Raw genomic sequence first — 26,665 nt, forward strand, 5'->3', positions numbered from 1 at the left:
CGCAGAAAAAAAGATTTGCGACTTTAGTTGCGATTGATTCTCATTCGATGCTATGATCAGTTCCAATGCAGCAAGAAACTCTCTGGTGGGGAATTCGAGCTGCAAGCCTTTTTCAGTTTCATCGTGGGGCGACTCGCCAGGCCTGTTCAGCCTGCAGCAAGTCGGTTTGCCAGCCAGCGGTCTGCCGGTTAGCCAGGCTTTTTTTCTACGATGTCAGAAGAGGCAACATCGCCTCCAATTCAAGCAGAGCATGCGTCAGCGGCTCTGCTTTTTTGTTGCCTGCGCATCTTGAGGTGCCGTCATGCGGCCATGAAAAAGCCCTCGGCAGCAGGGCTGGCGAGGGCTGGGCATCGAGGGCCGCCTGGGTGCGGCGAGCTCAAACGCCTGCGGCGTGTGCCTGCTGATCCGCGTGGTAGCTGGAGCGCACCATGGCGCCCACGGCGGCGTGCGTGAAGCCCATCTTGTAGGCTTCTTCCTCGAACATCTTGAAGGTGTCGGGGTGCACGTATCGGCGCACCGGCAGGTGGCTGTTGCTGGGCGCCAGGTACTGGCCGATGGTCAGCATGTCGATGTCATGGGCGCGCATGTCGCGCATCACCTGCAGGATTTCCTCGTCGGTCTCGCCCAGGCCCACCATGATGCCGCTCTTGGTCGGAACCTTGGGGTGCAAGGCCTTGAACTTCTTGAGCAGGTTCAGCGAGAACTGGTAGTCCGAGCCGGGACGCGCTTCCTTGTACAGGCGCGGTGCAGTCTCCAGGTTGTGGTTCATCACATCGGGAGGTGCGGCCTTGAGGATTTCCAGCGCACGGTCGTCGCGGCCGCGGAAGTCGGGCACCAGGATCTCAATCTGGGTCAGCGGCGAGAGTTCGCGGATGTTCTTGATGCACTCCACGAAATGGCCCGAGCCGCCATCGCGCAGGTCATCGCGGTCCACGCTGGTGATCACCACGTACTTCAGGCGCAACTCGGCAATCGTCTTGGCAAGATTGAGCGGCTCGTTGGTGTCCAGCGGGTCGGGGCGGCCGTGGCCCACGTCGCAGAACGGGCAGCGGCGCGTGCACTTGTCGCCCATGATCATGAAGGTGGCCGTGCCCTTGCCGAAACATTCGCCGATGTTGGGGCAGGAGGCTTCCTCGCAGACCGTGTGCAGCTTGTTGGCGCGCAGGATGTCCTTGATCTCGTAGAAGCGCGTGGTGGGGCTGCCCGCCTTGACGCGGATCCACTCGGGCTTCTTGAGGGCCTCGCCATGCTCGACCTTGATCGGGATGCGCGAAAGCTTCGCTGCCGCCTTCTGCTTGGCCAGCGGGTTGTACTCGGCTTGGGACTGCGCTTCGCGCACGACGGTGTTGGTGGTCATGGTTCTGGATTCAGGGGGCTAGGCGGCGCTGCAACTGTCGTCCCAGCACGCGCGCGGCTTCGTCCCAGGTTGTCTGAACGCCGATTGTAGAAAGGTCCACCGTTTGCAGTCCTGCATAGCCGCAAGGGTTGATCCGTTCGTAGGGTTCCAGGTCCATGGCGGCATTCAGGGCAACGCCGTGATAGGTGCAATGCCGGCTGACCTTGATGCCCAGGGCTGCAATCTTGCCCAGCCCCGAAAAATCGGGCTGGGGCGCGGGTGAGCCGGGTGCGCGCAGTTGCGGGCGCTGGGCCAGCATGGCGTGGCTGCGAGGATCGTCAAGGCGCACGTAGATGCCGGGGGCGCCTTCCACGCGGTGGCCGGTGATGCCGAAATGCTCCAGCGTGCGGATGACCGCATCTTCGATGCGGAACACGTATTCCTTGACGAAGTAGCCCAGGCGCTGCAGATCCAGCAACGGATAGGCGACCACCTGGCCCGGGCCGTGGTAGGTGACCTGCCCGCCACGGTTGGTTGCGACCACGGGAATGTTGCCAGGGCTCAGCAAGTGGTCACTTTTCCCGGCAAGGCCTTGCGTGAAATGCGGGGCGTGCTCGCAGATCCAGAGCTCGTCGCGCGTGCCGGCATCGCGGCCGCTCGTGAATGCCTGCATGGCCTGCACCGTGGCTTCGTAGTCGGTGCGGCCCAGCAGGCGCAAGTCCAGCGTCTGCGCAAGCTCGGCGGCTGGGGCGCTCAAAGCACCACTTTCACAAGCGGGTGCGAGGTGAACGCCCGGTACAGGTCGTCGAGCTGCTCGCGGCTGGTGGCCGTCACCGTGACGGTGACGCCCAGGTATTTGCCGCTGCTGCTGGGGCGCAACTCAATGGTGCTGGGGTCAAAGGCGGGGTCGAAGCGCTCGGCGATCTGGGTGATTTCATGCACCAGATGCTCGGCCTTGATGCCCATGACTTTGATGGGAAACTGCGACGGGTACTCGATCAACGAGTCCTTGCGCGGGTCCGCGCCCGGCGCGGCTGCTGGTGCGGAGGAGGGGGTGGGGGCGTCGGTCATAGGTGAATCAAGGTTAATCGCTTGGCGTTGGAGGCGATTGTGCGCTATCGTTCGCGGCCATGTCGCAGCCTGGGGCTGCCGCGCCGCCGGTCACGAAAACTCCACACACAACAAACAAGCTGCCTGCGGTGCGAGGCTGGCGTTGTTGGCCTGCTGCCACACAGCCAGGCTGCCGCCGCCGTTTTGGGCATGCCCGTAACAACCCCTATCGTTCGGCAGGGGTTTTTACTTATAATCAGAGGCTTTGTGAAAAAGTCTTGTCTGGTCTGCGGCCTTCGAGAACTCAATGAAAAACTACGCCGCTGACACAGACGCTGACAGGGAACTTGAGGGCGAGGATTCTGACTTCAAGCCCCTGACCTCCGAGGAGGCTCAGGAGTGGCGCGCGCGAAACCCGCAGATGTCTGTGTGGCGCTTCGTGGTGGTCCAGGCGGTGGTTGGCGTGCTGGTGGCACTGGTCGCGTGGCTGGTGACGGGGCGCGCCGAGGTCGGATGGTCGGCTGCCTATGGCGCCTTGTCGGTGGTGCTGCCGGCTGCGCTGTTTGCGCGCGCCGTCGTGCGCAAGAGGCCTGGCGGCGCTGCAGCCGCCATGGTGGGAATTTTTGGCTGGGAACTGGTGAAGCTGGTGCTGTGCATTGCCATGCTGGCGGCTGCACCCAAGCTGGTCCCGGGGCTGAGTTGGCTGGCGCTGCTGGCGGGCTTGGTGATCGTCATGAAAACGTATTGGGTCGCGCTGATAGTGCGGGCCAATGTCCGAAAAACCGATTGATATTTGAAGAGAAGTTGACCGATGGCCGCAGACGCGCACGCACCTACTGCAAGTGAATACATCGTTCACCACCTGCAGCACCTCCAGAACATCAAGCAAAAGTCGATCATCGACTTTTCGGTCATCAACCTGGACTCGATCGTCGTCAGCGCCACGCTGGGCGTGCTGAGCCTGTTCGTGCTGTGGCTTGCCGCGCGCAAGGCCACATCGGGCGTTCCGGGCCGCTTCCAGGCCGCCGTCGAGCTGCTGGTCGAGATGGTGGACAACCAGGCCAAGGCCAACATCCACAACGCGCAAAGCCGCAAGTTCATCGCTCCGCTGGCACTGACCGTGTTCGTCTGGATCTTCATGATGAACGCCATGGACATGCTGCCCGTGGACCTGCTGCCGGTACTGTGGCAGGGCGTCCAGGGTGACTCGCACGCCTACCTGCGTGTCGTTCCCACGGCCGACCTCTCGACCACGCTGGGCCTGTCCTCGGCCGTGCTGATCCTGTGCTTCTTCTACAGCATCAAGATCAAGGGCATGGGCGGCTGGGCCCACGAACTGGTGACCGCTCCGTTCGGCACCAGCAAGAATCCCGTGTTTGCACTGATCCTGGGTGTTATCAACCTGGCCATGCAGATCATTGAATATGTCGCCAAGACGGTTTCGCATGGCATGCGACTGTTCGGCAACATGTACGCTGGTGAGTTGGTGTTCTGTCTGATCGCTCTGATGGGCGGTGCGGCTGCCATGTCGCTTTCCGGTGTGTTGCTCCCCTTGGGGCACATCATTGCAGGCTCTATCTGGGCGATCTTCCACATTCTGATCATCACCCTGCAGGCCTTCATTTTCATGATGCTGACGCTGATCTATCTCGGCCAGGCACATGAAGCCCACTGACCATTTCCTTTCCCTCTCAACCTTTCTCTTTCTTTAATCTCAGGAGTCATCATGGAAAACATTCTCGGTCTCGTCGCTCTGGCTTGTGGTCTGATCGTTGGTCTGGGCGCTATCGGCGCTTCGATCGGTATCGCCCTGATGGGTGGCAAGTTCCTGGAATCGTCGGCACGTCAGCCTGAGCTGATCAACGAACTGCAAACCAAGATGTTCATCTTGGCCGGTCTGATCGACGCTGCCTTCCTGATCGGTGTTGCTATCGCTCTGCTGTTCGCTTTCGCCAACCCCTTCGTCCTGGCCTAAGCTCCGATCAACGCCCTAGATAGAAAGGTGTTGCCGTGAGTATCAACGCGACCCTGTTCGTCCAGGCCATCGTTTTCCTGATCCTGGTGCTGTTCACGATGAAGTTCGTGTGGCCCCCGATCGCGAAGGCGCTGGATGAACGAGCTCTGAAAATCGCCGATGGCCTCGCTGCTGCCGACAAGGCCAAGACTGACCTGGCCGCCGCCAACAAGCGCGTCGAGCAGGAACTGGCCCAGACGCGCAACGAAACGGCATCGCGGCTTGCGGACGCCGAACGCCGTGCCCAGGCCATCATCGAAGAAGCCAAGGCCCGTGCCTCCGAAGAAGGCAACAAGATTGTTGCTGCTGCCCGCGCCGAGGCCGAGCAGCAGACAGTCCAGGCCCGTGAAGCCCTGCGCGAGCAAGTGGCTGCGCTGGCCGTCAAGGGCGCCGAGCAGATCCTGCGCAAGGAAGTGGATGCCGGCGTCCATGCCGACCTGCTGAACCGCCTGAAGACCGAGCTGTAAGGAAGAGCAAACATGGCAGAACTCGCCACCATTGCCCGTCCTTACGCAGATGCCCTGTTCAAGGCCAGCACCCAGCAGGGTGCTGACCTGTCCGGCACTGTTGCCTGGGCGGAGGAATTGGCGGCGATTGCCGCCAATCCGCAATTGCGCCAGCTGGCCGACGACCCCAAGGTGACCGACGAACAACTGTTCGACGTCATCAGCGGCGTGGCCGGCTCGGCATTGCCTGATGCCGCTCGCAACTTTCTGCGCGTCATCATTGAAAACGGCCGACTGCAAGCCCTGCCAGAAGTGGCGGCCCAGTTTCGCAGCCTCGTGAACCGCGCCGGTGGCTCGTCCGACGCCGTGGTTCAAAGCGCTTTTCCCATAGATGCTGCCGCTCTGGCTGCCCTCGGGACTTCGCTGGAGAAGCGTTTCGGCCGAAAGCTGAACCTGTCGGTGCAGCAAGATCAGTCCCTGATCGGTGGCATCCGCGTCGTGGTGGGTGATGAAGTTCTTGACACGTCCGTCAAGGCCCGCCTGGAACAAATGAAAGCGGCCCTCATTGCGTAACAACGCGACTGAGGTCTCGGCTAACCAAAGCTAAAGAAGGAAAGAGTCATGCAACTCAATCCCGCAGAAATTTCTGAACTGATCAAGAGCCGCATCGAGGGTCTGGCTGGCAGCAGCGACATCCGTAACGAAGGCACCGTGGTTTCGGTGACCGACGGTATCGTGCGCGTGCACGGCCTGTCGGACGTGATGCAAGGCGAAATGCTGGAATTCCCCGCAGGCAAGGATGGTCAGCCCTCCTTCGGCCTGGCGCTGAACCTCGAGCGCGACTCCGTCGGCGCCGTGATTCTGGGCGAGTACGAGCACATCTCCGAAGGCGACACCGTCAAGTGCACGGGCCGCATTCTGGAAGTGCCCGTCGGCCCCGAACTCATCGGCCGCGTGGTCAACGCCCTGGGTCAGCCGATTGACGGCAAGGGCCCGATCAACGCCAAGATGACGGACGTGATCGAGAAGGTCGCTCCCGGCGTGATCGCACGCCAGTCCGTGGACCAGCCCCTGCAGACCGGCATCAAGTCCATCGACTCGATGGTGCCCGTCGGCCGTGGCCAGCGCGAACTGATCATCGGTGACCGCCAGACCGGCAAGACCGCCGTGGCCATCGACGCCATCATCAACCAGAAGGGTCAGGGCGTTACCTGCATCTACGTTGCGATCGGCCAGAAGGCTTCCTCGATCAAGAACGTGGTGCGTGCCCTGGAGCAGGCCGGCGCGATGGAATACACCATCGTCGTGGCTGCCACCGCTTCCGAATCCGCTGCCATGCAGTACGTGTCGGCCTACTCCGGCTGCACGATGGGCGAGTACTTCCGCGACCGCGGCGAAGACGCCCTGATCGTCTATGACGACCTGTCCAAGCAAGCCGTGGCCTACCGCCAGGTTTCGCTGCTGCTGCGCCGTCCCCCAGGCCGCGAAGCCTTCCCCGGCGACGTGTTCTATCTCCACAGCCGCCTGCTCGAACGTGCAGCCCGCGTGAATGCCGACTACGTAGAAGCCTTCACCAAGGGTGAAGTCAAGGGCAAGACGGGTTCGCTGACGGCTCTGCCCATCATCGAAACCCAGGCCGGTGACGTGTCGGCCTTCGTGCCCACGAACGTGATCTCGATCACGGACGGCCAGATCTTCCTGGAAACCAGCCTGTTCAACGCCGGTATCCGCCCCGCCATCAACGCCGGTATCTCGGTGTCGCGCGTCGGTGGTGCTGCACAGACCAAGCTGGTCAAGGGCCAGTCCGGCGGTATCCGTACCGACCTGGCGCAATACCGTGAGCTGGCTGCCTTCGCGCAGTTCGCCTCCGACCTGGACGAAGCCACCCGCAAGCAGCTGGACCGCGGTGCCCGCGTGACCGAACTGCTCAAGCAGGCCCAGTACAGCCCCCTGTCCACCGCCTTGATGGGCGCTTCGCTGTTCGCAGTGAACAAGGGCTACATGGACGACATCCAGGTCAAGCAAGTGCTGGCTTTCGAGTCTGGTCTGCACCAGTTCCTGAAGACCAGCCACGGCGCCCTGATCGACAAGCTGAACGCTTCCAAGGCCATGGACAAGGATTCCGAAGCCGAATTGAACGCCGCCATCGCTGCGTTCAAGAAGTCGTTCGCTTAAACCGGACGAGGAGCCATCATGGCAGCAGGTAAGGAAATTCGCGGCAAGATCAAATCGGTGGAAAACACCAAGAAGATCACCAAAGCCATGGAAATGGTGGCCGCATCCAAGATGCGCAAGGCGCAGGAACGGATGCTGGCTGCACGCCCGTACAGCGAAAAGATCCGCAACATTGCAGTCCATCTTGGCCAAGCCAACCCCGAGTACGTGCACCCGTTCATGCAAGTGAACGGTGATGCAAAGACAGCCGGCGTCATCGTGGTGACGACGGACAAGGGGTTGTGCGGCGGCATGAACACCAACGTGTTGCGTGCTGTCACGGCCAAGCTGCGGGAGCTGCAGGATCAAGGCGTGTCGGCAGAAGCAGTGGCCATTGGCAACAAGGGTCTGGGCTTTCTGAACCGTGTCGGCGCCAAGGTGGTTTCGCACGCGACGGGTCTGGGCGATACGCCCCATCTGGAAAAGCTGATCGGCCCTGTGAAGGTGCTGCTCGATGCATATGCAGCGGGCAAGCTGAGCGCGGTGTACCTGAGCTACACCAAGTTCATCAACACCATGAAGCAGGAATCGGTGGTGGAGCAGTTGCTGCCCCTGTCGTCCGAGAGCATGCAGGCCGAGAAGACGTCTGGCCATAGCTGGGACTACATCTACGAACCCGACGCGCAGTCCGTGATCGACGAGCTGCTCGTGCGCTACGCAGAGTCCCTGGTCTACCAAGCTGTCGCGGAAAACATGGCGTCCGAGCAATCGGCGCGCATGGTGGCCATGAAGGCCGCTACCGACAACGCAGGCAGCGTCATTGGCGAGTTGAAGCTGGTCTACAACAAGACGCGCCAGGCAGCGATCACGACCGAGCTGTCGGAAATCGTGGCTGGCGCCGCTGCTGTGTAAAGCAGCTCAACAGACAAACTAATTGGAGCAAAAAATGGCTCAAGTGCAAGGCAAGATTGTTCAATGTATTGGCGCTGTGGTGGACGTCGAGTTCCCCCGCAACGCAATGCCCAAGGTGTTCGATGCCCTGAAGCTCGACGGCTCGGCCCTGACGCTGGAAGTGCAGCAACTGCTGGGTGACGGCGTTGTGCGTACCATCGCCCTGGGTTCGTCCGACGGTCTGCGTCGCGGCCTGATGGTGTCCAACACCGGCAACCCCATCACCGTGCCCGTGGGCAAGGCGACGCTGGGTCGCATCATGGACGTGCTGGGCAACCCCATCGACGAACGCGGTCCCGTGGATCAGGCGCTGACGGCTCCCATCCACCGCAAGGCACCGGCTTATGACGAGCTGTCGCCTTCGCAGGAACTGCTGGAAACCGGCATCAAGGTGATCGACCTGATCTCGCCCTTCGCCAAGGGCGGCAAGGTGGGTCTGTTCGGTGGCGCCGGTGTGGGCAAGACCGTGAACATGATGGAACTCATCAACAACATCGCCAAGGGCCACGGTGGTCTGTCGGTGTTCGCCGGTGTGGGTGAACGTACCCGCGAAGGCAATGACTTCTATCACGAAATGTCGGACGCCGGCGTGGTCAACCAGGAGTCGCTGAACGACTCCAAGGTGGCCATGGTCTACGGCCAGATGAACGAACCCCCGGGCAACCGTCTGCGCGTGGCGCTGACCGGCCTGACCATGGCCGAAGCCTTCCGTGACGAAGGCAAGGACGTGCTGTTCTTCGTGGACAACATCTACCGCTACACGCTGGCCGGTACCGAAGTGTCCGCTCTGCTGGGTCGCATGCCTTCCGCCGTGGGCTACCAGCCCACGCTGGCCGAGGAAATGGGCCGCCTGCAAGAGCGCATCACCTCGACCAAGGTCGGTTCGATCACTTCCATCCAGGCCGTTTACGTGCCCGCCGATGACTTGACCGACCCCTCGCCTGCCACGACGTTCGCCCACTTGGACTCGACCGTGGTGCTGTCGCGTGACATCGCTTCGCTGGGTATCTACCCCGCCGTCGACCCGCTGGACTCCACCAGCCGCCAGCTGGACCCCCAAGTCGTGGGTGAAGAGCACTACAAGGTGGCCCGTGAAGTGCAGGGCACGCTGCAGCGCTACAAGGAACTGCGCGACATCATCGCCATTCTGGGCATGGACGAGCTGGCTCCCGAAGACAAGCTGACCGTGGCCCGCGCCCGCAAGATCCAGCGTTTCCTGTCGCAGCCTTTCCACGTGGCCGAAGTGTTCACTGGCGCTCCCGGCAAGTACGTGTCGCTGGCTGAAACCATCCGTGGTTTCAAGATGATCTGCGCTGGCGAGTGCGATCACCTGCCCGAGCAGGCCTTCTACATGGTTGGCACCATCGACGAAGCCTTCGAGAAGGCCAAGAAACTGGCGGCTTGAGCCTGCGGCACCCCCTGAGCGACTGCGTCGCTTCCCCCTCTCTACCCGCTTCGCGGGGGAGGGGGACGACACCCTCGCTGCGGGGTGGCCCTTGCTCGGTGTCCCCGATCTGGGCCCTGCCGGTTCCAAGTTCCAGTCCCACCTTTTCTGAGGAGCAAAGATGAACACCATCCACGTTGATGTGGTCAGTGCCGAAGAGTCCATCTTCTCCGGTGAAGCGCGCTTTGTCGCCCTGCCCGGTGAATCCGGCGAACTGGGCATTTTTCCCCGCCACACTCCGCTGATCACGCGCATCAAGCCCGGCTCGGTGCGTATCGAGATGGCGGACGGCAGCGAAGAGTTCGTCTTCGTGGCCGGCGGCATCCTGGAAGTGCAGCCCAACTGTGTGACCGTGCTGTCCGACACCGCCATCCGCGGTGCCGACCTGGACGCCGAGAAGGCCGAGAAGGCCAAGCTCGAAGCCGAGGAAGCACTGAAGAACGCCAAGAGCGAAGTCGATCTGGCGCGTGCCCAGTCCGAGCTGGCCGTCATGGCCGCTCAGATCGCGGCCTTGCGCAAGTTCCGCCAAAAGCGCTGAGCCCTCCCGGGACCAGCCGCAAAAAAGCCGCCCTCGGGCGGCTTTTTTCATGGTGCGCAGGCGTCTCAGTCGCCGCAGCGGGCCTGGTACACGTAGGTCACGGCATTGTCCTTGGGGTCCACCGTGCGTGACTTGTGCGTCACGGCCTTGGCGGGCACGGGGCACAGGGCACGGATCTGTTGCTCGCAGCGCTTGGGGTCGTCTTCGCGCAGCTTGCAGCTGAGCACATAGTCATATTCCTGCGAGTCGTCGAGGATGGGGCTTGCGCAGGCGCTCAGGGTCAGCACGGTGGCCAGCAGGCCCAGGCGGGCCAGGGTGTTCTTCATGGTGTGGATGCTCCTTGATGAAATGGCGTGACGCTATCACAGCCTCCGTGCCCGCGATAGCTTGATGAAGGGGGTGGCTCGGCCCGGCCTGCGCAGCCTGCCTGCCTTTCAGTGGTGCTGTATCACGACAGCATCGGGAAGATTGTCGCTGCCATCGTGCACAGGCTGGAGCGGGTCACGCGGAAAGTTGGTTTCAAGCAGCAGGCTCACGCGCTCCAGGGCTGCTGTCATGCCCATGGCGTAATGGCCGCCCTGAAAGGCGGCACCCATGTCGCTGATCAGCGTTTGCCATTGTTCCGCCGGCAGGGTGCGCGCCAGGGCGCGGTCGGCGACGATTTCGATGGCGTGGTCGGCCAGCAGCAGATAGATCAGGGCACCGTTGTTGTGTTCGGTATCCCAGACGCGCAGCTTGCCGAACAGCGTGATGGCGCGCTCGCGCGGCGTGGCGTCGCGCCACAGGTAGCTGGGCGGCAGTCCGGGTTCGACGCAGATGCGAATCTGGCCTGTATGGCGCTGCTCGCTCATGGTGATCAGGCGCTCCAGCTCCGCCAGGCTTTCAGGCGGGAGTGCACGGCGCAACTGCCCTTCGGCCCAATGGTGGCGCAGCAGCCGGAGCAGACGCTGAACAAAGCCTGTGATTGCAGCCGCCATCTCACCAACTCCCCGAGGCGCCGCCGCCCCCGAAACTGCCGCCTCTGCCAGAGCTGAAGCCCCCGCCACCGCTGCGGCCGCCGCCTCCGCCAAAGCCGCCACCACCGCCCCATCCACCGCCGCCACCCCTGCCTGAGCGGCCGCTTCCCAGCAGGGTGAACAGCAGCGCGACGACGCCCGCTCCTGCGGCGACGAGCAGGCTGGCCGTCACCACATAGGCGGCAATGCCGGCGCCTGCCCCCGCCAGCACGGAGGCCAGTGGCCGGCCCAGCACCGAGCGCAGGATGGGGCCGACCACGGCCACGCCGAAGAAGAAGAACAGCATCAGGTCTTCCATGTCGAAGCCCCTGTCCGGGCTTTTGGAAGACTGGGGGCTGGAGGAGGGCGCCGGCAGTTGCTCGCCCGCAATGCGCGCTGCCACCTGGTCCAGCGCAGCGGTGATGCCGCCCGCATAGTCCCCCTGGCGAAAGCGTGGTGCCATCTGCTGGTCGATGATGCGCGCGGCCGCCAGGTCGGGGATCGCGCCTTCCAGCGCGCGGGCCACTTCCATGCGCATGCGCCTGTCGTTCTTGGCAATCACCACCAACAGGCCGTCGCCCACGTCGCGGCGGCCGATCTTCCAGTCACTGGCCACACGCCAGGCATAGGCGGCAATGTCCTCGGGCGCGGTGGTGGCCACCATCAGCACGACGACCTCCGAGCCCGACTTCTGTTCGATGCCGCGCAGCCTGTCTTCAATGGCGCGTGCCTCATCGGCCGACAGCGTGCCCGTCTGGTCGATGAGCCGCGCAGAGAGGGCTGGCACGGGCTGCGGCGCCTGCGCCAGCGTGCTCCCGGGCAGCAGCAGCATGGTCAGGGCAAGGGCGCAAAGCATGCGCCACAGTGGCACCAGGGACATGGTCACGGCTTACTTGTTGCCGAAGTCCACCGTGGGCGGACGGGAGATTTCGGCCTCGTTCTGCACGCTGAAGCTGGGCTTGGGTTCGTAGCTGAAAACCTTGGCCGTCAGATTGGTCGGAAAGCTGCGCGCCAGCACGTTGTAGGACTGCACGGCCTGGATGTACTGGTTGCGCGCCACGGTGATGCGGTTCTCCGTGCCCTCCAGCGTCACGCGCAGGTCGCGGAAGCCCTGGTTGGCCTGCAGCTGGGGATAGCGCTCGGCCACCACCATCAGCCGCGACAGGGCACTGGACAGCTCGCCCTGCGCCTGCTGGAACTTGTTGAAGGCCTCGGGGTTGTTGACCAGCTCGGGCGTGGCCTGGATGGAGGTGGCCTTCGCGCGTGCCTCCACCACCTTGGTCAGGGTTTCCTGCTCGAAATTGGCCTCGCCCTTGACCGAGGCCACGATGTTGGGCACCAGGTCGGCACGGCGCTGGTACTGGTTGAGCACTTCGCTCCAGGCCGACTTGGTCTGTTCGTCAAGACGCTGGAAGTCGTTGTAGCCGCAGCCGGTCAATGCCAGGACGGTGGCAAGCGTGGCGAGTAGACGTTTCATAAGATGGCAACCTGAAAGCGACAATGGGAAACAGTATCGCGCACGATGCATGCGCAATGCTGGCGATTGTGCTGCGCGCCCGGCCTGCTGCCCTGTAGGGCAAAGGCCATTGCGCAGCGGTGTGGCAAGGACTGCTAACAGGGCTTTTATGCACGAATTCACGGCGGCGCGCTGGTTGCCCGGGGGGCACGCCCAGACCATCTGGCCGGCACTGTTCGCGCGCCGCTGGCCGGCGGGCCAGGCGGCGCCCGCCTGGCGCTGGGAGCGCTGGGATACCCCGGATGGGGACTTCATCGATGTCGCCTTCGGCGGTGCTCCCACCCTGCCTGCCGATGCGCCATGGCTGGTGCTTTTCCATGGCCTTGAAGGCTCGGCGAACAGCCACTATGCCCAGGCCATGGCCTGGGTGGCCGCGCAGCGTGGCTGGCACATGGCCGTGCCGCACTTTCGCGGCTGCAGCGGCGAGGTCAACCGGGGCCCGCGCGCCTATCACTCGGGCGATGTGCAGGAGGTGGACTGGATACTGCGCCGCCTGCGCGCACGGTCCTCCCGCCCGCTCCATGTGGTGGGTGTTTCCCTGGGCGGCAATGCGCTTGCGCGCTGGGCCGGTATGCAGGCAGACAAGGCGGCCGAGGTGGTCCAGGCCCTGGCGGCGGTGAGTGCGCCGCTGGACCTGGCGGCTGGCGGCATGGCGCTGGGGCAGGGTCTGAACCGCTGGATCTACACACGCATGTTCCTGCGCACGCTGGTGCCCAAGGCGCGGGTCAAATGGGCGCAATTTCCCGGCCTCTTCGACCGCGATGCCGCGGTGCGCGCGCGCGATCTGAAGGAGTTCGATGACGCGTTCACGGCACCGGTGCATGGCTTTCTCGATGCGCACGACTACTGGCGCCGGGCGGCAGCCAAGCCTGTGCTGGGCAGCATTGCCGTGCCCGCGCTGCTGCTCAATGCGCTGGACGATCCCTTTGTCCCTGCATGCAGCCTGCCAGGGCCAGGCGAGGTCGGCCCACGGGTTACGCTGTGGCAACCGCCGCATGGCGGTCATGTGGGTTTTGCACAGGGACATTGGCCAGGGCATGTACTGGGCATGCCGCAGGCCGTCACGCAGTGGCTGGCAGACAGCGAACAAGGATGAATGCAATGGACGATATCGTGAAGCAGGCCATGGCCAAATGGCCCCATGTGCCCGCCTGCAGCGGCTGGCTGGGGATGGACGAGCGCGGGCGCTGGTATCTGCGCGATGAAGAGGCCCAGGCCTATGGCGCTTTCGACAGCGGCATCCCGGGAGCCAAGGGTGCGGAGGTACGCAACGAAAAGCTGGCGGACTTCATCGCCCGCAACTATCTTGCCGAGCCTGATGGTCGGTGGTTTTTCCAGAATGGTCCCCAGCGCGTGTATGTGGAACTGGAAAGCACACCCTGGATATGGCGGCTGCGCTGGGATGGCGAGCGCCTGCAGGTGCACAGCCACACAGGGGCAGAGCTGCAGGCCGCAGACATCAAGGAGGTTTTGATGGATGAGACAGGGCGCCTGTATCTGGCCATGCCCTCCGGCCTGGGCCTGGTCCATACGCAGGACATGGTCGATGCCGCTGCCGCGCTGGACGCCGGCATGCTGCCTGCCTGTGAAGAGGTGCCGGCACAGACGTTGCCGCAACGCTACGGTTTTGTGCGCAGTCCGGCCCGGGCATGAAAAAACCGGCCGAAGCCGGTTGGTGCCAGGCATCCTGGGCCTTGCTCAGTTGGCGGGTGCCGCTGCACCTTCTGCTGCAGCGCCTTCTGCGGCCGGGGCCTTGGGCTCTTCAAACTTGCCACCTGCGGCATTGGCCATGTAGACCACGCCACGGGCAATTTCGGTGTCGTTGAAATCGCCGCCGCCTTGAGGCGCCATCGCCCCCTTGCCCTTGAGGGCCGAGTGCACCAGACCTTCCAGACCTTGTGCCAGGCGCGGGCCCCAGGCCGCGGCATCCGCGAACTTGGGAGCACCTGCGGCACCTGTGGCATGGCAGGCCGCGCATTGGCCCTTGAAGACTTCTTCACCCGAGCGCAGCGGGCGATTGGCATCCCGGATTTCCACGAGGCCGATTTTCTGCAGCCGCTGGGCCTTGGCCATTTCGGTCTGGGAAGCGCCGGCGCCGGCCTTGTCGGCCGAGCTCACATATTGCACGAGGCCGATGATCACGAACACCGGAACCACGAACGAGAAAAACACCGCCATCAGCAGCTGCTTGGGGTTCTTGATCGGGCCCGTATGGGCTTCTTCGGTGTGGGTTGCGCTCATGAAGTCCTCTTGTGTTGTGGGGGCGTGAGTCAACAACAAATTATATCGACGGGCCTCTTGCAGACACTGCGCGCAGACCCGGGTTGACCTGGGGCGCACATATGCCATGAGATGGATCAAGCAAATGGCAAATGCTTTCCGCGTGCCATGAAAAAGAGGTGTCCACCTTGCGGAGAACACCTCTGTGCGGTTGGCGCGGCAGATGCCTGCCTTGGGTCTTACTGCGCGGGCGCGGGCGCGGGCGCGGGCGCCGGCGTGGCTGCCGCTGCTGTCGCTGTCCTGTCGGTCCAGCCGCCGCCAAGCGCCTTGTACAGCTCGATCTGGTTGAGCAGCTGTGCGAGACGCACGCTCACGGTGGACTGCTCCAGCGCGAACAGGGTGCGCTGTGCATCCAGCAGGTCCAGGTAGCTGGCCACGCCGTTGCTGTAGCGCAGGTCGGACAGCTTCAGGCGTGCCTGCTCGGCTTCGAGCTGGGCGCGCTGAGCCATGATCTGGTCACGCAGCGTGCCCTGGCTGTCCAGTGCGTCGGAGACCTCGCGGAAGGCGCTCTGGATGGACTTCTCGTACTGGGCGATGGCCACTTCGCGCTCGACCTTGGCCGCAGCCAGATTGGCCGAATTGCGGCCTGCATCGAAGATGGGCAGGAGGGCGGATGGCGCGAGGGTGAAGCCCCAGCTGCCGCTCTTGAACAGGCCCGACAGCTCGTTGCTGGCCGTGCCGAACTGCCCCGTCAGCGTGATGCGCGGGAAGAAGGCGGCACGCGCGGCACCGATGTTGGCGTTGGTGCTGATCAGCTGCTGCTCGGCCTGGCGAATGTCGGGCCGCTGCGTGAGCAGGTCCGAAGGCAGGCCGGCCGGCACGGCGGGCAGGTCCGCCGTGTCGCGCAGGCCCTGGCTGGAGCCCAGGCTGGCGAGCACGTCCGCTGGCAGGGACTGGCCCAGCAGCAGCACCAGAGCGTTCTCGTCCAGGGCGCGCTGGCGCTGCTGCTGCGCCAGCGTGGCGCGCGCAGCCTCGGTCAGCGAGACGGCCTGGCGGTAGTCCAGCTCGGACGCCACGCCCGTGTCGAAACGCAGCTTGGTCAGCTTGATCGACTCTTCACGGGTCTGCAGCGTGTCGCGCGAGATCTTCAGCAGTTGCTCGTCGGCCAGCAGCGTGTACCAGCCGCTGGCCACAGCGGCCACCAGGCTGGTCTGCGCGGCGCGGCGAGCTTCCTCGGTCGCCAGGTACTGGGCCAGGGCCGCTTCCTTCAGGCTGCCGATGCGGCCGAAGAAGTCCAGCTCCCACGAGGTGACGGCGAGGCCGACCTGGTAGCTGTTGACGTACTTGGTGCCCGAGCCCGTGGTGTTCGGGGCGCGGCTGGCGTTGACGCCTGCACCCACCGTCGGGAACTGGTCGGCGCGCGTGATCCGGTACTGGGCCTGGGCACGCTCGATGTTGAGCGCGGCCACGCGCAGGTCACGGTTGTTGTCCAGCGCGGTGCGAACCAGCTGCTGCAGGCGTGCGTCCTGGAAGAAATCCTGCCAGGGCAGCTGCGCTGCAGCCGTGCCGCCTTCCGCCGCAGCGGTGGCGTTCGCGCGGGTGTACTGCGCCGCGACCGGAGCGGCAGGGCGCTCGTAGGTGGGGATGAGCGAGCATCCCGCCAGGAGCAGGGCGGTGGCGATGGCCACCGGGGTACTGCGATTAATCATGGCTCAAGGCCTCCTTGCCGGCCGGTGTGGACGGCGGGTTGTGCGATTTGATCTTGCCCTTGAACAGCTTGCGCACCACGACGAAGAAGGTGGGCACGAACAGCACGGCCAGCACGGTGCCGGTGATCATGCCGCCGAGCACGCCGGTGCCGATGGCACGCTGGCTGGCCGAGCTCGCGCCCGTGGCGATCACCAGAGGCACCACGCCCAGGCCGAAGGCCAGCGAGGTCATGATGATGGGGCGGAACCGCAGGTGGGCGGCTTCCAGCGCAGCCTCGATCAGTCCCTTGCCTTCGGCCTGCAGGTCCTTGGCGAACTCCACGATCAAGATCGCGTTCTTCGCCGACAGGCCGATCACCGTCACCAGTCCGATCTGGAAGTACACGTCGTTGGAGTAGTTGCGCAGCAAGGTGGCAAGCACCACGCCCAGCAGACCCAGCGGCACGACCAGAATCACCGACAGCGGGATGGACCAGCTTTCATACAGAGCAGCCAGGCACAGGAACACGGCCAGGATGGCGAAGGCGTACAGGAAGATGGCTTGCGAGCCCGCCAGCTTTTCCTCACGCGACTGGCCGGTCCACTCGAAGCCGAAGCCTTCGGGCAGCTTGGCAGCCAGCTTTTCCATCTCGTCCATGGCATCGCCCGAGCTGAAGCCCGGTGCGGCCGAGCCTTCGATGCGCACGGCAGGGTAGCCGTTGTAGCGCACCGTCTGCTGGGCGCCCTTGACCCACTTGGTGGTCGCGAACGTGGACAGCGGCACCGGATCGCCCTTGGCATTGCGCGCGTTCAGGCGCAGCAGGTCGTCGGGCTGCATGCGGGCCGGAGCGTCGGCCTGCACGATCACGCGCTGCAGACGACCCTGGTTGGGGAAGTCATTGACGTAGGACGAGCCCAGCGCCGTGGACAGCGCGGCATTGATCGAGGTGAAGTCCACGCCCAGGGCGTTGGCCTTGTCGCGGTCTATCTCGATGCGCAGCTGGGGCGCGTCCTCCAGACCATCGGGACGCACGCCGGCCAGCACCTTGCTCTGCCCGGCCATGCCCAGCATCATGTTGCGGGCATTGATCAGCGCATCGTGCCCGTGGCCGGCACGGTCCTGCAGGCGGAACGAGAAGCCCACGGCGTTGCCCAGTTCGGGAATGGGCGGCGGGTTCACGGCGAACACGAAGGCATCGCGGATGCCCGACGTCATGCCCATGATGCGGCCCGTCATGGCGTCCACCGTGGAGTTCGCTCCCTTGCGCTCGGACCAGTCCTTGAGCGGCACGAAGGCGAGGGCGGCGTTCTGGCCCTGGCCGGAGAAGCTGAAGCCCAGCACGCTGACCATGTTGGCCACTTCGGGCTGCGGCAGCACGGCTTCTTCCACCTGCTTCATCACCTCCAGCGTGCGCTCCTTGGCGGCGCCAGGGGGCAGTTGCACGTTGACGATGAAGTAGCCCTGGTCCTCGGTCGGCAGGAACGAGGTCGGCAGGCCACGGAACACCACCACGGCGCCCGCGATCACGGCCAGGTACACGCCGATCATCAGCACCGAGCGCTTGAGCAGTCGGGCCACCCAGCCCTCATAGGACTTGGCCGAGCGTGCGAACGTGCGGTTGAACCAGCCGAAGAAGCCTTTCTTCTCGTGGTGGTGACCTGCTTCCACGGGCTTGAGCAGCGTTGCGCACAGGGCCGGCGTCAGCGTCAGCGCCATGAAGGCCGAGAAGCTGATGGAGGCCACCATCACGATGGAGAACTGCCGGTAGATATTGCCGGTGGACCCCGCGAAGAAGGCCAGCGGTATGAACACCGCGATCAGCACCAGCGTAATGCCCACGATGGCGCCCGAGATCTGGCCCATGGCCTTGATCGCGGCTTCGCGCGGCGGCAGGCCTTCCTCGCTCATGATGCGCTCGACGTTCTCCACCACCACGATGGCGTCATCCACCACGATGCCGATGACCAGCACCATGCCGAACATGGCCAGCACGTTGATCGAGAAGCCCACGGCCTGCATGACCGCGAAGGTGCCCAGCAGTGCAATGGGCACCACGATGGTCGGGATCAGCGTGTAGCGCCAGTTCTGCAGGAACAGGTACATCACCAGGAACACCAGCACGATGGCTTCCAGCAGCGTGTGGGCGACCTTCTCGATGGAGATGCTCACGAACTTGGAGCTGTCGTAGGGAATGGAGTACTTCACGCCCTTGGGGAAGAACTTCTGCAGCTCTTCCATGCGCGCATGCACGGCCTTGGCGGTCGCCAGCGCATTGCCGCTGGGTGTCAGCTGGACGCCGATACCCACGGCATCCTTGCCGTTCAGGCGGGCGGAGGTCGCGTAGGCCTGGCCGCCGATCTCGATGGTGGCCACGTCCTTGAGGCGCACGGTGGAGCCATCGGGATTGGCGCGCAGCACGATGTTCTCGAACTGGCCGATCGAAGACAGCTGGCCCATCACCGTCACCGTGGCGGCGATCTTCTGGCCCGTGATGTTGGGCAGGTCACCGATGGCGCCGCTGGCCACCTGGGCGTTCTGGCTGCGGATGGCGGCCGTCACGTCCTCGGCCGAGAGCTTGTAGCCCTGCAGCTTGGCGGGATCGAACCAGATGCGCATCGCCTTTTCGGTACCGAACAGCTGTGCCTGGCCCACGCCGGCCACCCGCTGGATTTCGGGAACGATGTTGCGCGAGGCGTAGTCACCCAGGGCCACCGTGTCATAGGCCTTGGCGTCCTCGGACGACAGCATGATGAACAGCAGGAAGTTGGACGACGCCTTGTCCACGCGCACGCCCTGCTGCGTCACGGACGCAGGCAGGCGCGGCGTGGCGCGCGACAGGCGGTTTTGCACGTCCACCTGCGCCAGATCCACGTTGGTGCCAGCCTCGAAGCTGATGGTGATGCTGCCCGTGCCATCGGCCTGGGCCACCGACTCCATGTAGACCAGACCGGGCGAGCCGTTCATCTCGCGCTCGATCACGGACAGCACGCTGTCTTCGAGCACCTTCGCGGACGCGCCTGGGTAGGCGGTGTTGATGACGATGGCCGGAGGAGCCACCTTGGGGTATTGAGCGATCGGAAGCTTGGTCAGCGCAATACCACCGAGGACGATGATGAATAGCGCGACGACCCATGCAAAGATCGGTCTGTCGATAAAGAACTTGGCCATTGCTGAGCCCCTTGATTACTTCTTGTCTGCCTGGTCCGCAGGCTTGGCATCGGCTGCGGCTTGCGGGGCTGGCGCTGCCGCGCCGGCCGGCTTCTGGGCACCTGCGGCCTCGGGCTGCCAGGGCACAGGCTTGACCGGCGTGCCGGGCGGCAGCATCTGCAGCTTCTGGAAGCCGTCGACCATGACCTTCTCGCCCGCCTGCAGGCCTTCGCTGACCAGCCACTGGTTGTTCTGGGCCGTGGTCACCTTCACCTGCCGCTTGGTGATCTTGCCGTCGTCGCTGACCACGCTCACGGTGTCGCCGGTCTCGGTGCGCGTCACCGCCTGCTGGGGCACGGCAATGGCGTTGGACGCCTGGGCCTGCTCCATGCGCACACGCACATACATGCCAGGCAGCAGCAATCCCTTGGGATTGGGCACCTCGGCGCGCAGCGTGACCTGGCCCGTGGAGCTGTCCACGGTCAGGTCGGTGAACAGCAGCTTGCCCTTGAGTTCATAGGCCGTGCCGTCGTCCAGGCGCACCTCGACGCTGGCAGCCTCGGCGCCATCGGCCTTCTTGAGCTTGCCCTGCTCCATCGCGCGGCGCAGCCGGAAGGCCTCGCTGGACGACTGGGTGAAGTTCACATAGACAGGATTGATCTGCTGGACCACGGCCAGCGGAGTCGCCTCGCCCTGGCCGACCAGCGCACCTTCGGTCACCAGCGACTGGCCGATGCGGCCGGAGATGGGAGCCGTGACGTTGGTGTAGCCCAGATTGATCTCGGCCGTGCGCACCGACGCCTTGCCGGCCGCCACATCGGCCTGGGCCTGCTTGTAGGCTGCCTCGGCGTTGACGAAATCCTGCTTGCTGATGGCGTTGGCGGCAACCAGCGGGCGGTAGCGTTCCAGCTGCGCCAGTGCCTGCGCCTGGTTGGCTTCGGCGCGGGCCTGCGTGGCCTTGGCGCTTTGCAGCGTGGCCTGGTAGGGTGCGGGATCGATGCGGTACAGCACCTGGCCGGCCTTCACATCGCTGCCTTCCCGGAACAGTCGTTCCTGCACGATGCCGGCGCTGCGGGCGCGGATCTGGGCCACGCGGCGCGCATCCACGCGACCAGGGAGTTCGGTCACAAGGCCCACGTCGGCGGGGGTGGCGACCACCACGCCCACCGGCACGGCGGGCATCTGCTGCTGCGCGGCAGCTTGTTCTTCGGGCTTTTTCCCGCAGGCCGCCATGGCCATTGCGGCAGTGACGGCCAGGGCCACGGTGGTGAGGCGCAGACTGCTGTAAGGGGACGGAGCGGCTGACACATTGCTGCGTGTGCTGGGCATGATGGGTCCTTGTGCTGAATCAAATAACGATGTTGACGTTCCGGTCAGCGCTATCCGGAACGCCCGTGTCCACGGGCAAGTCGCGGATTATACATACATACATGAATGTATAATGACCGCTGTTGCTGCAAGGCGGCGCGAAGCATGGCGTAGCGTGGCATGGCCGGGCTCAACGATGGAAGGAAATACATCTTGGCACGACGAACGAAAGAAGATGCGTTTGCAACGCGCAACAGTCTGCTGGACGCTGCGGAGCAAGTGTTCTACGAACAGGGTGTCGCTCGGGCCTCGCTCAACGAGATTGCCCAGCGAGCCGGCGCCACGCGCGGTGCGGTCTACTGGCATTTCAAGGACAAGCTGGATCTCTTTTACGCCATGCTGGACCGCGTCACGCTCCCGCTGGAGCAGGCGGCCCAGGGCGACTGCGAGGACGATTCGGAGTGCGATGCACTGGAATATGTGCGGCGCCTGATGGCTGTGGTCTTCGGGCGCATCGCCGATGACGACAGCACGCGGCGCGTCTTCGAGATCCTGCTGCTCAAGGTGGAATACGTGGGCGAGCTCATGCCCGTGCAGGAGCGCAACCGTGCCGCGCTGGACTCTTTTTCCGCGCAACTGGAGCTGGCGCTGCGCGCGGCTGCCGAAAGCCATGCGGTGACCATGTCCATGCCGGCTCCCCAGGCCTCGATCGCGCTGTGCGCCATGTTCGATGGCCTGTTGCAGAGCTGGCTGCTGGGAAGGGCCTTCGATCTCAAGCAGGTGGGCGCGCAGGCGGTGGATGTCTGCCTGCGGGGATTGGGCTTCACGGTGCCGCAGGCGCAATAGCGCCGGGTCCTGGGGGCTTGGACGTGCCGGGGCAAAGTCATGCGACAATGCTCGGCTTGTGCAGGGCAGCGATGCCCTGAGCGGCTGTAGCTCAGTGGATAGAGTATTGGCCTCCGAAGCCAAGGGTCGTGGGTTCGATCCCCGCCAGCCGCACCACAATTTTTCTTGGATCGCCCAGGTGGCCTGAGAAAAAAATGCACTGAAATTTTTCTGACGAAAAAACGGTGCTAGAATTCAAATCTCTTCGGAGGGGTGCCCGAGTGGCTAAAGGGGGCAGACTGTAAATCTGTTGGCTTACGCCTACACTGGTTCGAATCCAGTCCCCTCCACCAGTAATGGTGAAGAAGAGAAGTCATCTGAAAAGATGGCGACGTGCAGTCAATCTGTGCGGGAGTAGTTCAATGGTAGAACCCTAGCCTTCCAAGCTAATGACGCGGGTTCGATTCCCGTCTCCCGCTCCAGTTGGCGAGCAAAGTTTTTTGAGATTGCTTCGGCAGCCTCAAGGCCCATGTGGCTCAGTGGTAGAGCACTCCCTTGGTAAGGGAGAGGTCGGCAGTTCGATCCTGCCCATGGGCACCATTATCTCTGGTGCGCTCGCTAGATGGGGTTGCGCCAAATCCTGTTGTAGTGATTTAGATTTTTTTCGGAGTCGGAAAAATGGCTAAAGCAAAATTCGAGCGTACCAAGCCGCACGTCAACGTTGGCACCATCGGTCACGTGGACCATGGCAAGACGACCCTGACGGCTGCTATCGCTACCGTTCTGTCCAAGAAGTTCGGCGGCGAAGCCAAGGCTTACGACCAGATCGACGCAGCACCTGAAGAAAAGGCTCGCGGCATCACGATCAACACCGCCCACGTCGAGTACGAAACGGCCGGTCGCCACTACGCTCACGTTGACTGCCCCGGCCACGCCGACTACGTCAAGAACATGATCACCGGCGCTGCTCAGATGGACGGCGCCATCCTGGTGTGCTCGGCCGCTGACGGCCCCATGCCCCAGACCCGCGAGCACATCCTGCTGGCCCGTCAGGTGGGCGTGCCCTACATCATCGTGTTCCTGAACAAGTGCGACATGGTGGACGACGAAGAGCTGCTGGAACTGGTCGAAATGGAAGTGCGCGAGCTGCTTGCCAAGTACGACTTCCCCGGCGACGACACCCCCATCATCCGCGGCTCGGCCAAGCTGGCCCTGGAAGGCGACCAGTCCGACAAGGGCGAACCTGCCATCCTGCGCCTGGCTGAAGCACTGGACTCCTACATCCCCACGCCCGAGCGCGCTGTGGACGGTGCCTTTGCAATGCCCGTGGAAGACGTGTTCTCGATCTCTGGCCGTGGCACCGTGGTGACTGGCCGTATCGAGCGCGGCATCATCAAGGTCGGCGAAGAAATCGAAATCGTCGGTATCCGCGACACCCAGAAGACCATCGTCACCGGCGTGGAAATGTTCCGCAAGCTGCTGGACCAAGGTCAAGCTGGCGACAACGTGGGCCTGCTGCTGCGCGGCACCAAGCGTGAAGACGTGGAACGCGGCCAAGTGCTGTGCAAGCCCGGCTCCATCAAGCCCCACACCCACTTCACGGCTGAGGTGTACGTGCTGTCCAAGGACGAAGGTGGTCGCCACACTCCGTTCTTCAACAACTACCGTCCCCAGTTCTATTTCCGTACGACCGACGTGACCGGCTCCATCGAGCTGCCCGCCGACAAGGAAATGGTGATGCCTGGCGACAACGTGTCGATCACCGTCAAGCTGATCGCCCCCATCGCCATGGAAGAAGGTCTGCGCTTCGCTATCCGCGAAGGTGGCCGTACCGTGGGCGCTGGCGTGGTTGCCAAGATCATTGCCTAATTGATTCGTAGGGGTATAGCTCAATTGGCAGAGCGTCGGTCTCCAAAACCGAAGGTTGTAGGTTCGATTCCTACTGCCCCTGCCACCTGATGGTGGAATCGCAACGAGCCCGCCCCAAAGCGGGCTTCGGTGTCTTGGCGTTGCGCAAAAGATGCGCATTAGAAATGGATTATGGCCACTACTCAGGTTGAAACGGTCAGCTCCGGAGCTGACAAAGCCAAGCTTGCCGCAGTCGCGGCTTTAGTCGTTGCTGCGATCGCAGGTTTCTATCTGCTGAGCAAGCAAGGCCCCATCGTCCAGTGGCTGGTGCTGCTGGTTGGCCTGGCTGCAGCTGCTGGCACGTTCCTTGTTTCCGAGCCCGGAAAGCGTTTTGTGAGCTTTGCCCAGGATGCCTGGCGCGAAGTCAAGAAGGTCGTCTGGCCGACGCGCAAGGAAACCATGCAGATGACCTTGTACGTCTTCGGCTTTGTCGTCATCATGGCCTTGTTCCTGTGGTTCACGGACAAGACGCTTGAGTGGGTCTTGTACGACCTGATTTTGGGCTGGAGGAAGTAATGGATGCTGTCGAAACGGGTGTGAACGACGGAGGGGCAGCGCCTGCCAATCCGGATCTGCGCTGGTACATCGTCCATGCCTACTCCGGCATGGAAAAGGCGGTTGAGCGCAACATCATCGAGCGCATCGCGCGCTCTGACATGCAGTCCAAGTTCGGTCGCATTCTTGTCCCCACTGAGGAAGTGGTGGAAATGAAGAATGGCCAGCGCCGCACTACTGAGCGCCGTCTGTTCCCTGGCTACGTGTTCGTCGAGATGGTCATGGACGACGACACCTGGCACTTGGTCAAGCACACCAGCAAGGTGACGGGTTTCGTGGGCGGTGCCAAGAACCGTCCTGCGCCCATTTCCGAAGAGGAAGTGCGCAAGATCGTCAGCCAGATGCAGGAAGGCACGGAAAAGCCGCGCCACAAGGTCGAGTTCATGCCCGGCGAGCTGGTGCGTGTCAAGGAAGGTCCGTTTACGGACTTCAACGGCTCTGTCGAAGAGGTCAACTACGAGAAGAGCCGTCTGCGCGTCTCCGTGATGATCTTCGGTCGCTCCACGCCGGTCGAGCTTGAATTTGCCCAGGTTGAAAAAACCTGAGTTACCGCTTACAATCTCTGGCTCTGCATTTTTAGGCTTGGTGCAGGGCGTTCTCACAAGAGTCTTTTAACCCCCGGGGAGCTGTCGGCTGCAACTGTTGTTGGTTGGGCCGGCGGCGCTATACCCGCAAGGAGCATTCAATGGCGAAGAAAATCGTCGGCTTCATCAAGCTGCAAGTGCCAGCTGGTAAGGCCAATCCCTCTCCCCCGATCGGTCCTGCGCTGGGTCAGCGCGGCCTCAACATCATGGAATTCTGCAAGGCGTTCAACGCCCAGACCCAAGGTGTCGAGCCCGGACTGCCCCTGCCCGTGGTCATCACGGCCTTCGCGGACAAGAGCTTCACCTTCATCATCAAGACGCCTCCGGCGACTGTGCTGATCAAGAAGGCCATCAAGCTGGACAAGGGTTCTTCCAACCCCCTGAAGAACAAGGTCGGCAAGATCACCCGCGCTCAGCTGGAAGAGATCGCCAACACCAAGCTGAAGGACATGAACGCTGCTGACGTGGACGCCGCCGTGCGTACGCTGGCTGGTTCGGCTCGCTCGATGGGCGTGATTGTGGAGGGCGTGTAAATGGCCAAGTTGACCAAGAAGCAAAAGGCTCTCCAGGGCAAGGTGGAGTCCACCAAGCTGTACGCTTTCGCTGACGCAGTCGCGCTGGTGAAGGATGCTGCCACCGCCAAGTTCGATGAATCCATCGACGTGGCCGTGCAACTGGGCGTGGACGCCAAGAAGTCTGACCAAGTGGTTCGCGGCGCTGTCGTGCTGCCCCATGGCACCGGCAAGATTGCCCGCGTGGCTGTGTTCGCCCAAGGCGCCAAGGCTGAAGAAGCCAAGGCTGCCGGCGCCGACGTGGTCGGCATGGACGACCTGGCTGCCCGCGTGAAGGCTGGCGACATGCCCTTCGACGTGGTCATCGCTGCCCCCGACGCCATGCGCGTCGTCGGTACGCTGGGCCAGATCCTGGGCCCGCGCGGCCTGATGCCCAACCCCAAGGTTGGCACGGTGACTCCCGATGTGGCCACGGCTGTGAAGAACGCCAAGGCTGGTCAGGTGCAATACCGCGTCGACAAGGCCGGCATCATCCACGCCACCATCGGCCGCCGCTCGTTCGACAACGAGAAGCTGCAAGGCAACCTGGCTGCGCTGATCGACGCCCTGAACAAGTCCAAGCCCGCTTCGAGCAAGGGCCTGTACCTGCGCAAGGTCGCTGTTTCGTCGACCATGGGTGTGGGCGTTCGCGTCGACACGCAAACCATCTCGGCCTGATAGCCAAGAAATCTTGAGGCACCTTTCGGGGTGCCTCAGTGGTGGGCCGGTGCAGCGATGCGCCGGGTCATCCAAGACCGTTGGTGTGCCTTGCGGCACTTAAACCCCCGGGGCCAACGCAGATGGCGATCCCGCTGCAGATGGATGCATTTCCAAAACAGTTGGTCGCTGCAACAAGAGCGCGCATGAGGGGCTTGCCCCGAGTGCGCATTTGAAGGAGTAGACCTTGAGTCTTAATCGCAGTGAGAAAGAAGCGGTCATCAATGAAGTGACCAGCCTCGCCGCAAAAGCTCAAACGCTTGTGATCGCGGAATACCGCGGCATCACGGTCGCCGACATGACCAAACTGCGTTCTGATGCTCGCAGCAAGGGTGTGAGCCTGAGCGTGTTGAAGAACACGCTGGCCCGCCGTGCTGTGGCTGGCAGCCAGTTTGACGTTGTCGCCGACCAGATGACCGGCCCTCTGATCTATGGCTTCTCTGAAGACGCAGTGGCCGCCGCCAAGGTGGTGGCCGACTTCGCGAAAACCAACGACAAGCTGGTGATCCGCGGTGGTGCGTTTGCAGGCAAGGCCCTGGACGTGAACGGTGTGAAGCAACTGGCGAACATCCCCTCGAAGGAAGTTCTGCTGGCACAACTGTGTGGCTTGCTGATGTCGCCTATCTCGCGTACGGCCGTTGTGCTGGGCGCCCTGGCGGCAAAGAAGAGCGAAGGCTCTGCCGAAGAACCGGCAGCCGAAGCAGTCGCAGCCTGAGC

The 26,665-nt window shown here is 63.3% G+C and carries 28 protein-coding genes, 5 tRNA genes and 1 pseudogene; 23 read left to right on the forward strand and 11 right to left on the reverse strand.

Annotated features, from left to right (window positions below):
• Window positions 1-376: 376 nt before the first annotated feature.
• The 3 genes from lipA to IB269_RS26350 are packed head-to-tail and all read right to left on the reverse strand — an operon-like array spanning window position 377 to window position 2,407.
• Window positions 377-1,357, reverse strand: coding sequence for a lipoyl synthase (gene lipA, locus IB269_RS26340; RefSeq protein WP_013800257.1), 981 nt, complete (start codon window positions 1,355-1,357; stop codon window positions 377-379).
• A 10-nt stretch (window positions 1,358-1,367) separates the two neighbouring features.
• Window positions 1,368-2,093 (reverse strand): lipoyl(octanoyl) transferase LipB, encoded by a 726-nt coding sequence (gene lipB / locus IB269_RS26345; RefSeq protein WP_096914285.1) that lies wholly within the window; start codon window positions 2,091-2,093, stop codon window positions 1,368-1,370.
• Entirely contained in the window at window positions 2,090-2,407 is a 318-nt protein-coding gene (locus tag IB269_RS26350; RefSeq protein ID WP_034397898.1) for a YbeD family protein, read from the reverse strand. Before IB269_RS26350 ends, lipB begins: the two co-directional genes overlap by 4 nt.
• Before the next feature lie 286 nt (window positions 2,408-2,693).
• Between IB269_RS26350 and IB269_RS26355 the strand changes: the two genes are divergently transcribed.
• From IB269_RS26355 to IB269_RS26395, 9 genes are all read left to right on the forward strand, one after another.
• The gene (locus tag IB269_RS26355; protein ID WP_192368716.1) at window positions 2,694-3,176 is read left to right on the forward strand and encodes an ATP synthase subunit I; all 483 of its coding nucleotides are present in this window, start codon (window positions 2,694-2,696) and stop codon (window positions 3,174-3,176) included.
• Between the two features lie 21 nt (window positions 3,177-3,197).
• The gene (gene atpB, locus IB269_RS26360; RefSeq protein ID WP_012202352.1) at window positions 3,198-4,061 is read left to right on the forward strand and encodes a F0F1 ATP synthase subunit A; all 864 of its coding nucleotides are present in this window, start codon (window positions 3,198-3,200) and stop codon (window positions 4,059-4,061) included.
• 51 nt (window positions 4,062-4,112) lie between these two features.
• Entirely contained in the window at window positions 4,113-4,361 is a 249-nt protein-coding gene (gene atpE, locus IB269_RS26365; RefSeq protein WP_011803767.1) for a F0F1 ATP synthase subunit C, read from the forward strand.
• 35 nt (window positions 4,362-4,396) lie between these two features.
• A complete protein-coding gene (locus tag IB269_RS26370) occupies window positions 4,397-4,867 on the forward strand; it encodes a F0F1 ATP synthase subunit B (RefSeq protein WP_012202353.1) in 471 nt (156 codons plus the stop codon).
• A gap of 12 nt (window positions 4,868-4,879) precedes the next feature.
• Complete coding sequence (locus tag IB269_RS26375) at window positions 4,880-5,419, forward strand: F0F1 ATP synthase subunit delta (protein WP_012202354.1); 540 nt, start codon at window positions 4,880-4,882, stop codon at window positions 5,417-5,419.
• Window positions 5,420-5,467: 48 nt separating this feature from the next.
• Entirely contained in the window at window positions 5,468-7,021 is a 1,554-nt protein-coding gene (atpA, locus tag IB269_RS26380) for a F0F1 ATP synthase subunit alpha (protein ID WP_012202355.1), read from the forward strand.
• A gap of 18 nt (window positions 7,022-7,039) precedes the next feature.
• Window positions 7,040-7,912 carry a F0F1 ATP synthase subunit gamma gene (gene atpG / locus IB269_RS26385; protein ID WP_043824939.1) on the forward strand — a complete coding sequence of 291 codons (873 nt, stop codon included), beginning with the start codon at window positions 7,040-7,042 and terminating at the stop codon, window positions 7,910-7,912.
• Between the two features lie 34 nt (window positions 7,913-7,946).
• The gene (gene atpD, locus IB269_RS26390) at window positions 7,947-9,356 is read left to right on the forward strand and encodes a F0F1 ATP synthase subunit beta (RefSeq protein ID WP_012202357.1); all 1,410 of its coding nucleotides are present in this window, start codon (window positions 7,947-7,949) and stop codon (window positions 9,354-9,356) included.
• A 160-nt stretch (window positions 9,357-9,516) separates the two neighbouring features.
• A complete protein-coding gene (locus IB269_RS26395; protein ID WP_012202358.1) occupies window positions 9,517-9,933 on the forward strand; it encodes a F0F1 ATP synthase subunit epsilon in 417 nt (138 codons plus the stop codon).
• A 65-nt stretch (window positions 9,934-9,998) separates the two neighbouring features.
• Here the strand turns inward: IB269_RS26395 and IB269_RS26400 are convergent, their stop codons facing one another.
• From IB269_RS26400 to IB269_RS26415, 4 genes are all read right to left on the reverse strand, one after another.
• A complete protein-coding gene (locus IB269_RS26400) occupies window positions 9,999-10,259 on the reverse strand; it encodes a hypothetical protein (protein ID WP_097204505.1) in 261 nt (86 codons plus the stop codon).
• Between the two features lie 108 nt (window positions 10,260-10,367).
• Window positions 10,368-10,910, reverse strand: a complete 543-nt coding sequence (locus tag IB269_RS26405; RefSeq protein WP_012202360.1) for a TPM domain-containing protein — start codon at window positions 10,908-10,910, stop codon at window positions 10,368-10,370.
• 1 nt (window position 10,911) lies between these two features.
• Complete coding sequence (locus IB269_RS26410) at window positions 10,912-11,784, reverse strand: TPM domain-containing protein (RefSeq protein ID WP_097205487.1); 873 nt, start codon at window positions 11,782-11,784, stop codon at window positions 10,912-10,914.
• 33 nt (window positions 11,785-11,817) lie between these two features.
• A complete protein-coding gene (locus IB269_RS26415; RefSeq protein ID WP_012202362.1) occupies window positions 11,818-12,405 on the reverse strand; it encodes a LemA family protein in 588 nt (195 codons plus the stop codon).
• A 148-nt stretch (window positions 12,406-12,553) separates the two neighbouring features.
• Here IB269_RS26415 and IB269_RS26420 point away from each other — a divergent pair, with 148 nt between their 5' ends.
• Together IB269_RS26420 and IB269_RS26425 are read left to right on the forward strand one after the other, a co-directional pair.
• Window positions 12,554-13,540: a YheT family hydrolase gene (locus tag IB269_RS26420; protein ID WP_099751679.1), complete on the forward strand. Its 987-nt coding sequence runs from the start codon at window positions 12,554-12,556 to the stop codon at window positions 13,538-13,540.
• 5 nt (window positions 13,541-13,545) lie between these two features.
• Complete coding sequence (locus tag IB269_RS26425; protein WP_099751677.1) at window positions 13,546-14,097, forward strand: DUF2946 family protein; 552 nt, start codon at window positions 13,546-13,548, stop codon at window positions 14,095-14,097.
• Window positions 14,098-14,154: 57 nt separating this feature from the next.
• Here IB269_RS26425 and IB269_RS26430 read toward each other — a convergent pair.
• From IB269_RS26430 to IB269_RS26445, 4 genes and pseudogenes are all read right to left on the reverse strand, one after another.
• Window positions 14,155-14,685: pseudogene (locus IB269_RS26430) on the reverse strand (c-type cytochrome); the annotation flags it as partial.
• 218 nt (window positions 14,686-14,903) lie between these two features.
• Window positions 14,904-16,373: an efflux transporter outer membrane subunit gene (locus tag IB269_RS26435; protein WP_192368717.1), complete on the reverse strand. Its 1,470-nt coding sequence runs from the start codon at window positions 16,371-16,373 to the stop codon at window positions 14,904-14,906.
• A complete protein-coding gene (locus IB269_RS26440; protein ID WP_043825884.1) occupies window positions 16,366-19,521 on the reverse strand; it encodes an efflux RND transporter permease subunit in 3,156 nt (1,051 codons plus the stop codon). The genes IB269_RS26435 and IB269_RS26440 overlap by 8 nt, the downstream gene beginning before the upstream one ends.
• A gap of 15 nt (window positions 19,522-19,536) precedes the next feature.
• A complete protein-coding gene (locus IB269_RS26445; RefSeq protein WP_043825886.1) occupies window positions 19,537-20,829 on the reverse strand; it encodes an efflux RND transporter periplasmic adaptor subunit in 1,293 nt (430 codons plus the stop codon).
• A 192-nt stretch (window positions 20,830-21,021) separates the two neighbouring features.
• Here IB269_RS26445 and IB269_RS26450 point away from each other — a divergent pair, with 192 nt between their 5' ends.
• From IB269_RS26450 to rplJ, 12 genes are all read left to right on the forward strand, one after another.
• Window positions 21,022-21,654, forward strand: a complete 633-nt coding sequence (locus IB269_RS26450) for a TetR family transcriptional regulator (protein WP_169807227.1) — start codon at window positions 21,022-21,024, stop codon at window positions 21,652-21,654.
• An 80-nt stretch (window positions 21,655-21,734) separates the two neighbouring features.
• Window positions 21,735-21,810 (forward strand) — tRNA-Arg (locus IB269_RS26455).
• A gap of 90 nt (window positions 21,811-21,900) precedes the next feature.
• Window positions 21,901-21,986: transfer RNA gene (locus IB269_RS26460), tRNA-Tyr, on the forward strand.
• A gap of 55 nt (window positions 21,987-22,041) precedes the next feature.
• A tRNA-Gly gene (locus IB269_RS26465) sits at window positions 22,042-22,115 on the forward strand.
• Window positions 22,116-22,158: 43 nt separating this feature from the next.
• Window positions 22,159-22,233 (forward strand) — tRNA-Thr (locus IB269_RS26470).
• 78 nt (window positions 22,234-22,311) lie between these two features.
• Window positions 22,312-23,502 carry an elongation factor Tu gene (gene tuf, locus IB269_RS26475; RefSeq protein WP_013800270.1) on the forward strand — a complete coding sequence of 397 codons (1,191 nt, stop codon included), beginning with the start codon at window positions 22,312-22,314 and terminating at the stop codon, window positions 23,500-23,502.
• A gap of 9 nt (window positions 23,503-23,511) precedes the next feature.
• Window positions 23,512-23,587, forward strand: a tRNA-Trp gene (locus tag IB269_RS26480).
• Between the two features lie 86 nt (window positions 23,588-23,673).
• Window positions 23,674-24,057, forward strand: coding sequence for a preprotein translocase subunit SecE (secE, locus tag IB269_RS26485; RefSeq protein ID WP_012202436.1), 384 nt, complete (start codon window positions 23,674-23,676; stop codon window positions 24,055-24,057).
• Window positions 24,057-24,641: a transcription termination/antitermination protein NusG gene (nusG, locus tag IB269_RS26490; protein WP_012202437.1), complete on the forward strand. Its 585-nt coding sequence runs from the start codon at window positions 24,057-24,059 to the stop codon at window positions 24,639-24,641. Before secE ends, nusG begins: the two co-directional genes overlap by 1 nt.
• Before the next feature lie 140 nt (window positions 24,642-24,781).
• Window positions 24,782-25,213, forward strand: a complete 432-nt coding sequence (rplK, locus tag IB269_RS26495; RefSeq protein WP_012202438.1) for a 50S ribosomal protein L11 — start codon at window positions 24,782-24,784, stop codon at window positions 25,211-25,213.
• Window positions 25,214-25,909 carry a 50S ribosomal protein L1 gene (rplA, locus tag IB269_RS26500; RefSeq protein ID WP_013800271.1) on the forward strand — a complete coding sequence of 232 codons (696 nt, stop codon included), beginning with the start codon at window positions 25,214-25,216 and terminating at the stop codon, window positions 25,907-25,909. It abuts the gene before it with no gap.
• 226 nt (window positions 25,910-26,135) lie between these two features.
• The gene (gene rplJ, locus IB269_RS26505) at window positions 26,136-26,663 is read left to right on the forward strand and encodes a 50S ribosomal protein L10 (RefSeq protein ID WP_012202440.1); all 528 of its coding nucleotides are present in this window, start codon (window positions 26,136-26,138) and stop codon (window positions 26,661-26,663) included.
• Window positions 26,664-26,665: the final 2 nt, after the last annotated feature.

The sequence above is a fragment of the Delftia sp. DLF01 genome (genome assembly GCF_014852125.1).
GTDB classification, from domain to species: domain Bacteria; phylum Pseudomonadota; class Gammaproteobacteria; order Burkholderiales; family Burkholderiaceae_C; genus Comamonas; species Comamonas acidovorans.

What these genes read in the sequence shown, in the direction of transcription:
- lipA (WP_013800257.1), bottom strand. Translation starts at nt 1,357, where the DNA reads ATGACCACCAACACCGTCGTGCGCGAAGCGCAGTCCCAAGCCGAGTAC.
- IB269_RS26350 (WP_034397898.1), bottom strand. Translation starts at nt 2,407, where the DNA reads ATGACCGACGCCCCCACCCCCTCCTCCGCACCAGCAGCCGCGCCGGGC.
- IB269_RS26355 (WP_192368716.1), top strand. Translation starts at nt 2,694, where the DNA reads ATGAAAAACTACGCCGCTGACACAGACGCTGACAGGGAACTTGAGGGC.
- atpB (WP_012202352.1), top strand. Translation starts at nt 3,198, where the DNA reads ATGGCCGCAGACGCGCACGCACCTACTGCAAGTGAATACATCGTTCAC.
- atpE (WP_011803767.1), top strand. Translation starts at nt 4,113, where the DNA reads ATGGAAAACATTCTCGGTCTCGTCGCTCTGGCTTGTGGTCTGATCGTT.
- IB269_RS26375 (WP_012202354.1), top strand. Translation starts at nt 4,880, where the DNA reads ATGGCAGAACTCGCCACCATTGCCCGTCCTTACGCAGATGCCCTGTTC.
- atpA (WP_012202355.1), top strand. Translation starts at nt 5,468, where the DNA reads ATGCAACTCAATCCCGCAGAAATTTCTGAACTGATCAAGAGCCGCATC.
- atpG (WP_043824939.1), top strand. Translation starts at nt 7,040, where the DNA reads ATGGCAGCAGGTAAGGAAATTCGCGGCAAGATCAAATCGGTGGAAAAC.
- atpD (WP_012202357.1), top strand. Translation starts at nt 7,947, where the DNA reads ATGGCTCAAGTGCAAGGCAAGATTGTTCAATGTATTGGCGCTGTGGTG.
- IB269_RS26395 (WP_012202358.1), top strand. Translation starts at nt 9,517, where the DNA reads ATGAACACCATCCACGTTGATGTGGTCAGTGCCGAAGAGTCCATCTTC.
- IB269_RS26400 (WP_097204505.1), bottom strand. Translation starts at nt 10,259, where the DNA reads ATGAAGAACACCCTGGCCCGCCTGGGCCTGCTGGCCACCGTGCTGACC.
- IB269_RS26405 (WP_012202360.1), bottom strand. Translation starts at nt 10,910, where the DNA reads ATGGCGGCTGCAATCACAGGCTTTGTTCAGCGTCTGCTCCGGCTGCTG.
- IB269_RS26410 (WP_097205487.1), bottom strand. Translation starts at nt 11,784, where the DNA reads ATGCTTTGCGCCCTTGCCCTGACCATGCTGCTGCTGCCCGGGAGCACG.
- IB269_RS26415 (WP_012202362.1), bottom strand. Translation starts at nt 12,405, where the DNA reads ATGAAACGTCTACTCGCCACGCTTGCCACCGTCCTGGCATTGACCGGC.
- IB269_RS26420 (WP_099751679.1), top strand. Translation starts at nt 12,554, where the DNA reads ATGCACGAATTCACGGCGGCGCGCTGGTTGCCCGGGGGGCACGCCCAG.
- IB269_RS26425 (WP_099751677.1), top strand. Translation starts at nt 13,546, where the DNA reads ATGGACGATATCGTGAAGCAGGCCATGGCCAAATGGCCCCATGTGCCC.
- IB269_RS26435 (WP_192368717.1), bottom strand. Translation starts at nt 16,373, where the DNA reads ATGATTAATCGCAGTACCCCGGTGGCCATCGCCACCGCCCTGCTCCTG.
- IB269_RS26440 (WP_043825884.1), bottom strand. Translation starts at nt 19,521, where the DNA reads ATGGCCAAGTTCTTTATCGACAGACCGATCTTTGCATGGGTCGTCGCG.
- IB269_RS26445 (WP_043825886.1), bottom strand. Translation starts at nt 20,829, where the DNA reads ATGCCCAGCACACGCAGCAATGTGTCAGCCGCTCCGTCCCCTTACAGC.
- tuf (WP_013800270.1), top strand. Translation starts at nt 22,312, where the DNA reads ATGGCTAAAGCAAAATTCGAGCGTACCAAGCCGCACGTCAACGTTGGC.
- secE (WP_012202436.1), top strand. Translation starts at nt 23,674, where the DNA reads ATGGCCACTACTCAGGTTGAAACGGTCAGCTCCGGAGCTGACAAAGCC.
- nusG (WP_012202437.1), top strand. Translation starts at nt 24,057, where the DNA reads ATGGATGCTGTCGAAACGGGTGTGAACGACGGAGGGGCAGCGCCTGCC.
- rplK (WP_012202438.1), top strand. Translation starts at nt 24,782, where the DNA reads ATGGCGAAGAAAATCGTCGGCTTCATCAAGCTGCAAGTGCCAGCTGGT.
- rplA (WP_013800271.1), top strand. Translation starts at nt 25,214, where the DNA reads ATGGCCAAGTTGACCAAGAAGCAAAAGGCTCTCCAGGGCAAGGTGGAG.